Raw genomic sequence first — 6,355 nt, forward strand, 5'->3', positions numbered from 1 at the left:
TTTTAAAATTTATAAAAAAATGAAGGGAAAGGAACATGAATTTTTTCGAATGATAACTCCATAATGATATGTTATAATTATTATTTGAGAATGAAACGGAAAAGGTGTGGGCAAAAATGAAACAATATACGCCTATGATCCAACAATATTTGAGCATAAAGGCAGAATACCAAGATGCCTTTTTATTTTTTCGTTTAGGCGATTTTTATGAATTATTTTTTGAAGATGCTGTCAAAGCAAGTCAAGAACTGGAAATTACGTTAACGTCCAGAGATGGCGGAGTTGAGGAAAAAATACCGATGTGTGGCGTACCCTATCACTCTGCTTCCGGATATATTGAAACTCTGGTAAATCGTGGCTATAAAGTAGCGATATGTGAACAAATGGAAGACCCGAAACGAGCAAAGGGAATGGTTAAGAGAGAAGTTATTCAGTTAATTACTCCCGGTACATTGATGGATGGGACTAGCCTTCACGATAAAGATAATAATTATATCGCATCCATTACCCTGTTTAACGATGGTACTTTTGGATTATCCTTTTGTGATTTATCAACGGGGGAAAGCCGGGTAACATTGATACAAGAAGAATTCGAGGAAGTCATGAATGAACTGTCCACGTTCAGAACAAAAGAGGTTGTTGTTTCACCGGATTTTTCCGAGGAATTGCAAAGTCAAATGAAAGAACGTTTCCCTATCGCCATCTCCTTTGAAGAAAGTATCGACATTCCGGCGGTATTTTCGGATAAGTTGGTCAAAATTACGCAAGAAAAATTACGAATGACCATTGCTCGTCTCTTTAATTATTTATATCGCACCCAGAAACGAAATTTAGATCATATTCAACCGGTCGAGTTTTATCAAGTCAATCAATATATGAAAATTGATTATTATTCGAAGCGAAATTTAGAATTAACCGAAACGATCCGGTCAAAAGGAAAAAAAGGGTCCCTTCTTTGGTTGCTTGATGAAACGATGACGGCGATGGGTGGAAGGTTGTTAAAACAATGGATTGACCGCCCGCTTTTATCGATTGATGCGATTGAACAACGGTTAAATAGTGTGGACACGCTGAAAAATCATTATATGGAACGACAAGAATTACGTGAAAAATTGAAGCAAGTCTATGATATTGAAAGACTTGCCGGCCGTGTCGCATTCGGAAATGTCAATGCCCGCGATCTAGTCAGTTTAAAGACAACACTATGGCAAATTCCGGAAATTATACATATTTTACAATCTATTTTAGATCCGGAAATGCAAAGAAGGGCGAAAAACCTTGACCCATGTACTGAACTGGCTGACATGATTGACCGGGCAATTATTGAAACTCCTCCATTATCGGTAAAGGAAGGGGGAATCATTCGCGATGGTTATAATGACCGCTTGGATTCTTATCGCTATGCCAGTCGCAACGGAAAAGTATGGATCAGTGAAATGGAAAAGAATGAACGGGAAAAGACAGGAATTAAGTCGTTAAAAATCGGTTATAACCGGGTTTTTGGGTATTATATTGAAGTGACAAAGGCTAATCTCCACCTTCTTCCAAAAGATGGATCCTATGAACGAAAACAAACCTTGGCCAATGCCGAACGATTTATTACACCGGAATTAAAGGAAAAAGAAAGTATTATTCTGGAAGCAGAAGAAAAAAGTGTTGACCTCGAATATGAGTTGTTTATTGAAATTCGTGAACAAGTAAAGGAATATATTCCAAGATTGCAAGAGTTGGCGAAACAAGTAAGTGAGCTTGATTGCTTACAATGTTTTGCCACCGTCAGCGAGGAAAGAATGTACACAAAACCTGTTTTTCGAAAAGACAGAAAACTAATTATTAAAGAAGGTAGGCATCCTGTCGTTGAAAAGGTCATGAATCTCCAATCTTATGTACCGAATGATTGCTTTATGGATGGAGACAGAGAAATGTTATTGATTACCGGTCCAAATATGTCAGGGAAAAGTACATATATGCGGCAAATTGCTTTAACCGCCATACTTGCACAAATCGGCTGCTTTGTCCCGGCTCAAGAGGCGGAATTGCCGATTTTTGATCAAATTTTTACTCGGATTGGTGCGGCAGATGATTTAATTAGTGGCCAAAGTACATTCATGGTGGAAATGTTGGAAGCGAAAAATGCGATCAGTGGTGCAACGGAAAACAGTTTAATTTTATTTGACGAAATTGGGCGGGGAACATCAACCTATGATGGTATGGCTCTTGCTCAGGCTATGATCGAATATATACATGATAAAATCGGTGCGAAAACACTTTTTTCGACCCATTATCATGAATTAACTGTTTTGGAACAATCATTAAAGAAATTGAAAAATGTTCATGTTAGTGCAGTAGAAAAAGACGGTCATGTTGTTTTCCTCCATAAAATAAAAGAAGGACCTGCTGACAAAAGCTATGGTATCCATGTCGCAAAATTGGCAGACTTACCACCGGAGTTGATTACACGTGCGGAAGAAATTTTGCAGCAATTAGAAAATCAGGATGAAAAACCAAATTTTGCCAAAGTGTCACACTTGCCAGATCAAATGACAGAAATTGAAGAAGCAAAAACAGACACCCAAATGAATTCGGAACAAATATTTGAATCAACTACTACGGATATAGAGCAATTATCATTCTTTCAAGAAGAACCAAAATCACCGGCTTCAACCAGATTAACAAATAAAGAGAAGAAAGTGGTTGATGAGTTAAAATCGTTGAACTTGTTAGAAATGACTCCGCTTGATACGATGAATGCATTATATAAGTTACAAAAAAAGCTGAATAAAAATTGAACGATTATGTTGGGTGGTGAGAAAAAATGGGCAAGATTATCCAATTAGATGAAGTACTTTCCAATAAAATAGCAGCAGGTGAAGTGGTTGAACGTCCAGCATCAGTTGTAAAAGAACTTGTTGAAAATGCTATTGATGCGGGTAGTACGATGATAGAAGTGGAAGTGGAAGAAGCGGGCTTGAAAAAGATCCGGGTGATTGACAATGGATCCGGGATTGAACCGGAAGACGTACCCCTTGCTTTTGAAAGACATGCAACCAGCAAAATAAAAGATGAAAAAGATTTGTTCCGTATCAAGTCGCTCGGATTTCGCGGTGAGGCTTTACCAAGTATTGCTTCGGTGGCAAAAGTTGAACTGGTGACAAGCACCGGCAGTGGACCCGGAAGTCGTCTCGTTGTAGAGGGAGGGACGAAGCTTCTGTTTGAACCCGCTCCGAGCCGAAAAGGAACAGATTTTACAGTAACCGATTTATTTTTTAATACACCAGCCCGTTTGAAATATATGAAAACCATCCATACCGAGTTAGGAAATATTACAGATGTTATGAACCGATTGGCACTTAGTCATCCTGAAGTTGCAATGAAACTCATTCATAACGGTAGAACGCTTCTGCAGACAACCGGAAATGGAGATTCCCGGCAAGTTCTCGCCGGGATCTATGGCTTAAATATTGTCAAAAAAATGATTCCCATTCACGGTGAATCACTCGATTTTCAAGTCGATGGTTATATCACATTGCCGGAAGTAACCAGAGCATCACGAAACTATATTTCAATCATGGTTAACGGTCGGTTTATTAAAAATTATCCAATTTCTAATGCGGTTATTGCTGGATATCACACCTTGCTTCCCATTGGACGCTTTCCCATCGTTTACTTGAACATTACGATGGATCCCATCTTAGTTGATGTGAATGTTCATCCTGCGAAACTAGAAGTACGTTTAAGTAAGGAAAAAGAATTGTCAGAATTAATTACGGAAACCATTAAACAGAGCTTCAAAAAAGAGACACTGATCCCTGCCGGTCAAGCGCCAAAACAAGAAAAATTAAAATCGGAACAAATTTCACTTTCTTTAGATCATTTACCTGAGAACTTGGGACAACAAGATGAACCGTTTGATCAGAAACGAGAGAAAGTCGCAAGGTCCAATATTGACAATGGACACTCCACATTAACAAAAGAAGAAAGAACAGTAGCCGGCTTATTTTTGCAATCGCTGAAAGAACATGAATCGGTTAACGAAATAAAAGAGAGTGAAGAATCGTTTCACCAAACGAATCATAATCAAGAGGAAAATTTTGACAAAGTAACCGAAAATTCAATTGGGGAAAATTTGAACGGTATTGATCTTGATGAAGCAACGAATGAGAAAAAAGCTCATGATGATCATGAACCATTCGATAATAACCCGGATTTTACCAAACAACCGGTAAGTAGAATTCCGGTCTTATATCCAATCGGGCAAATGCATGGCACATATATTTTTGCTGAAAATGAAAAAGGATTATACATCATCGACCAGCATGCAGCCCAAGAGCGGATAAAATATGAGTATTTTAAAGAAAAAATTGGGGAAGTTTCAAATGATTTGCAAGAGCTGCTTATCCCGCTGACACTCCAGTTTTCTAACGACGAATTTATTAAGTTGGAAGAAAATCTGGAAGAACTTAAAAAAGTCGGCTTATTTCTCGAACCTTTTGGAACGAATACATTTATCATCAGGAATCACCCACAATGGTTTCCCCGCGGTGAAGAAGAAGAAACCATTCAAGAAATCATTGAACAAGTGTTGACAATGAAAAAAGTTGATATTAAAAAATTGCGTGAAGAAACAGCTATTATGATGAGCTGCAAAGGTTCGATTAAAGCCAATCACCGGCTGCGTCATGATGAAATTCAGCAATTGCTGGATACATTGCGGATGACAAGTGATCCATTTACATGCCCGCATGGACGACCAATTATCATTCATTTTTCAACATATGAAATGGAAAAAATGTTCAAAAGGGTCATGTAAGAAAGCTTGAAGAAAAGATGGAATTTTACTCTAATCGAATCTGGCTAAAAATGCAGTAAAATTTAGCGGAAACATTTCTATCCTCACGCTTACTTTTTATAGCATATATTTTAAAAAAAGTTTTCGAAATTCCATCATGAATCGACAAAGTGAGGTATATCTTTCCTGTTTCGGGACATAATAGTTTGATGTTTAACATATTTATTTTATTGTGGTAAACTAAAAATGACAGGAAATTATTTCAAATAAATGTGTTGAAAGTAGTGGGATTTTTTGTGAACAAGGAGAAGTTGCTGTGTATTATCGGACCTACCGCAGTGGGAAAAACCAAATTGAGTATTGATTTGGCAAAACAATTTCATGGTGAAATTATTAGTGGAGATTCAATGCAAATTTATCGCGGACTTGATATTGGGACAGCCAAAATCTCCAAAGAGGAAATGAAAGGAATCCCACATCATCTAATCGATATTAAAAATCCGGATGAATCTTTTTCTGTATATGATTTTCAACAACTTGTCCGAAAAAAAATTTCCGCTATTACCGACCGAAATCATTTACCGATGATTGTCGGAGGGACAGGGCTTTATATTCAAGCTGTTATTTATGATTATCAATTTTCTAATCAAGGAAAAAACAACAAAATACGTAGCCTTTTAGAAGAAAGAGTGAAATTAGAAGGGATTGAACGTTTGTATCAATACCTTTCAAAAGTCGATCCGGAGACTGCCCGGCAAATTCATCCTAATAACGAGCGCCGTGTTATCCGGGCTTTAGAAGTATATTTTTCGACCGGACAAACGATGGCGGAATTAAAAGCAAAACAACAATATACATTATTATATGATGTTGCGATTGTTGGTTTAACAATGAATCGTGACATTTTATATAAAAGAATAAATGAACGAGTCGACCAAATGATCGAAAATGGGCTAATCAACGAGGCAAAAGCTTTATATGATCAAGGGTTCAAAAATGTTCAGGCGACACAAGCGATTGGCTATAAAGAATTGTTCGCTTACTTTGACGGAAAAATTACCCTTGAAGAAGCGGTAGACCAATTAAAACAAAATACGAGACATTTTGCCAAAAGACAATTGACATGGTTTCGGAATAAGATGGATGTCGAGTGGTTTGATATCACGAATCTGAAAGAATATGAAAAAAATTTACAAAAAATTTCTGATTTCGTTGCAGGAAAGCTTCACCTTAGAGCGAATATATAAATTAGGAGAATAATGAGGAGGACAAAGAATGAAACAACCGATCAATATTCAAGACCAATTTTTAAATCAAATACGGAAAGAGAATATTTTAGTTACCGTATTCCTAACAAACGGTTTCCAAATCCGCGGTCTCGTCCGAGGGTTTGATAATTTTACTGTTTTATTTGAAACCGATGGCAAACAACAACTCGTTTTTAAACATGCAATATCAACTTTTGCCCCGTCACGAAATGTGCAAATTGATTTAGAGTAGGGGAAAGTAATAATACAAAAGAGGTATGGTTTTCATAAATCATACCTCTTTTTCTATTTGTAGGCT

General features: G+C 37.2%; 4 protein-coding genes. All 4 read left to right on the forward strand.

The window, feature by feature from the left end; translation table 11 throughout:
• Nucleotides 1-116: 116 nt before the first annotated feature.
• Entirely contained in the window at nucleotides 117-2,789 is a 2,673-nt protein-coding gene (gene mutS, locus BT1A1_RS08260) for a DNA mismatch repair protein MutS (RefSeq protein WP_034769969.1), read from the forward strand.
• Nucleotides 2,790-2,815: 26 nt separating this feature from the next.
• Entirely contained in the window at nucleotides 2,816-4,810 is a 1,995-nt protein-coding gene (gene mutL / locus BT1A1_RS08265; protein ID WP_034769971.1) for a DNA mismatch repair endonuclease MutL, read from the forward strand.
• Between the two features lie 275 nt (nucleotides 4,811-5,085).
• Nucleotides 5,086-6,036, forward strand: a complete 951-nt coding sequence (miaA, locus tag BT1A1_RS08270; protein ID WP_034769974.1) for a tRNA (adenosine(37)-N6)-dimethylallyltransferase MiaA — start codon at nucleotides 5,086-5,088, stop codon at nucleotides 6,034-6,036.
• Between the two features lie 28 nt (nucleotides 6,037-6,064).
• The gene (gene hfq, locus BT1A1_RS08275) at nucleotides 6,065-6,289 is read left to right on the forward strand and encodes an RNA chaperone Hfq (RefSeq protein ID WP_034769975.1); all 225 of its coding nucleotides are present in this window, start codon (nucleotides 6,065-6,067) and stop codon (nucleotides 6,287-6,289) included.
• Nucleotides 6,290-6,355 lie beyond the last annotated feature (66 nt).

The sequence above is a fragment of the Caldibacillus thermoamylovorans genome, assembly GCF_000751775.1.
In the GTDB taxonomy this organism is placed as follows: Bacteria; Bacillota; Bacilli; order Bacillales; family Caldibacillaceae; genus Caldifermentibacillus; species Caldifermentibacillus hisashii.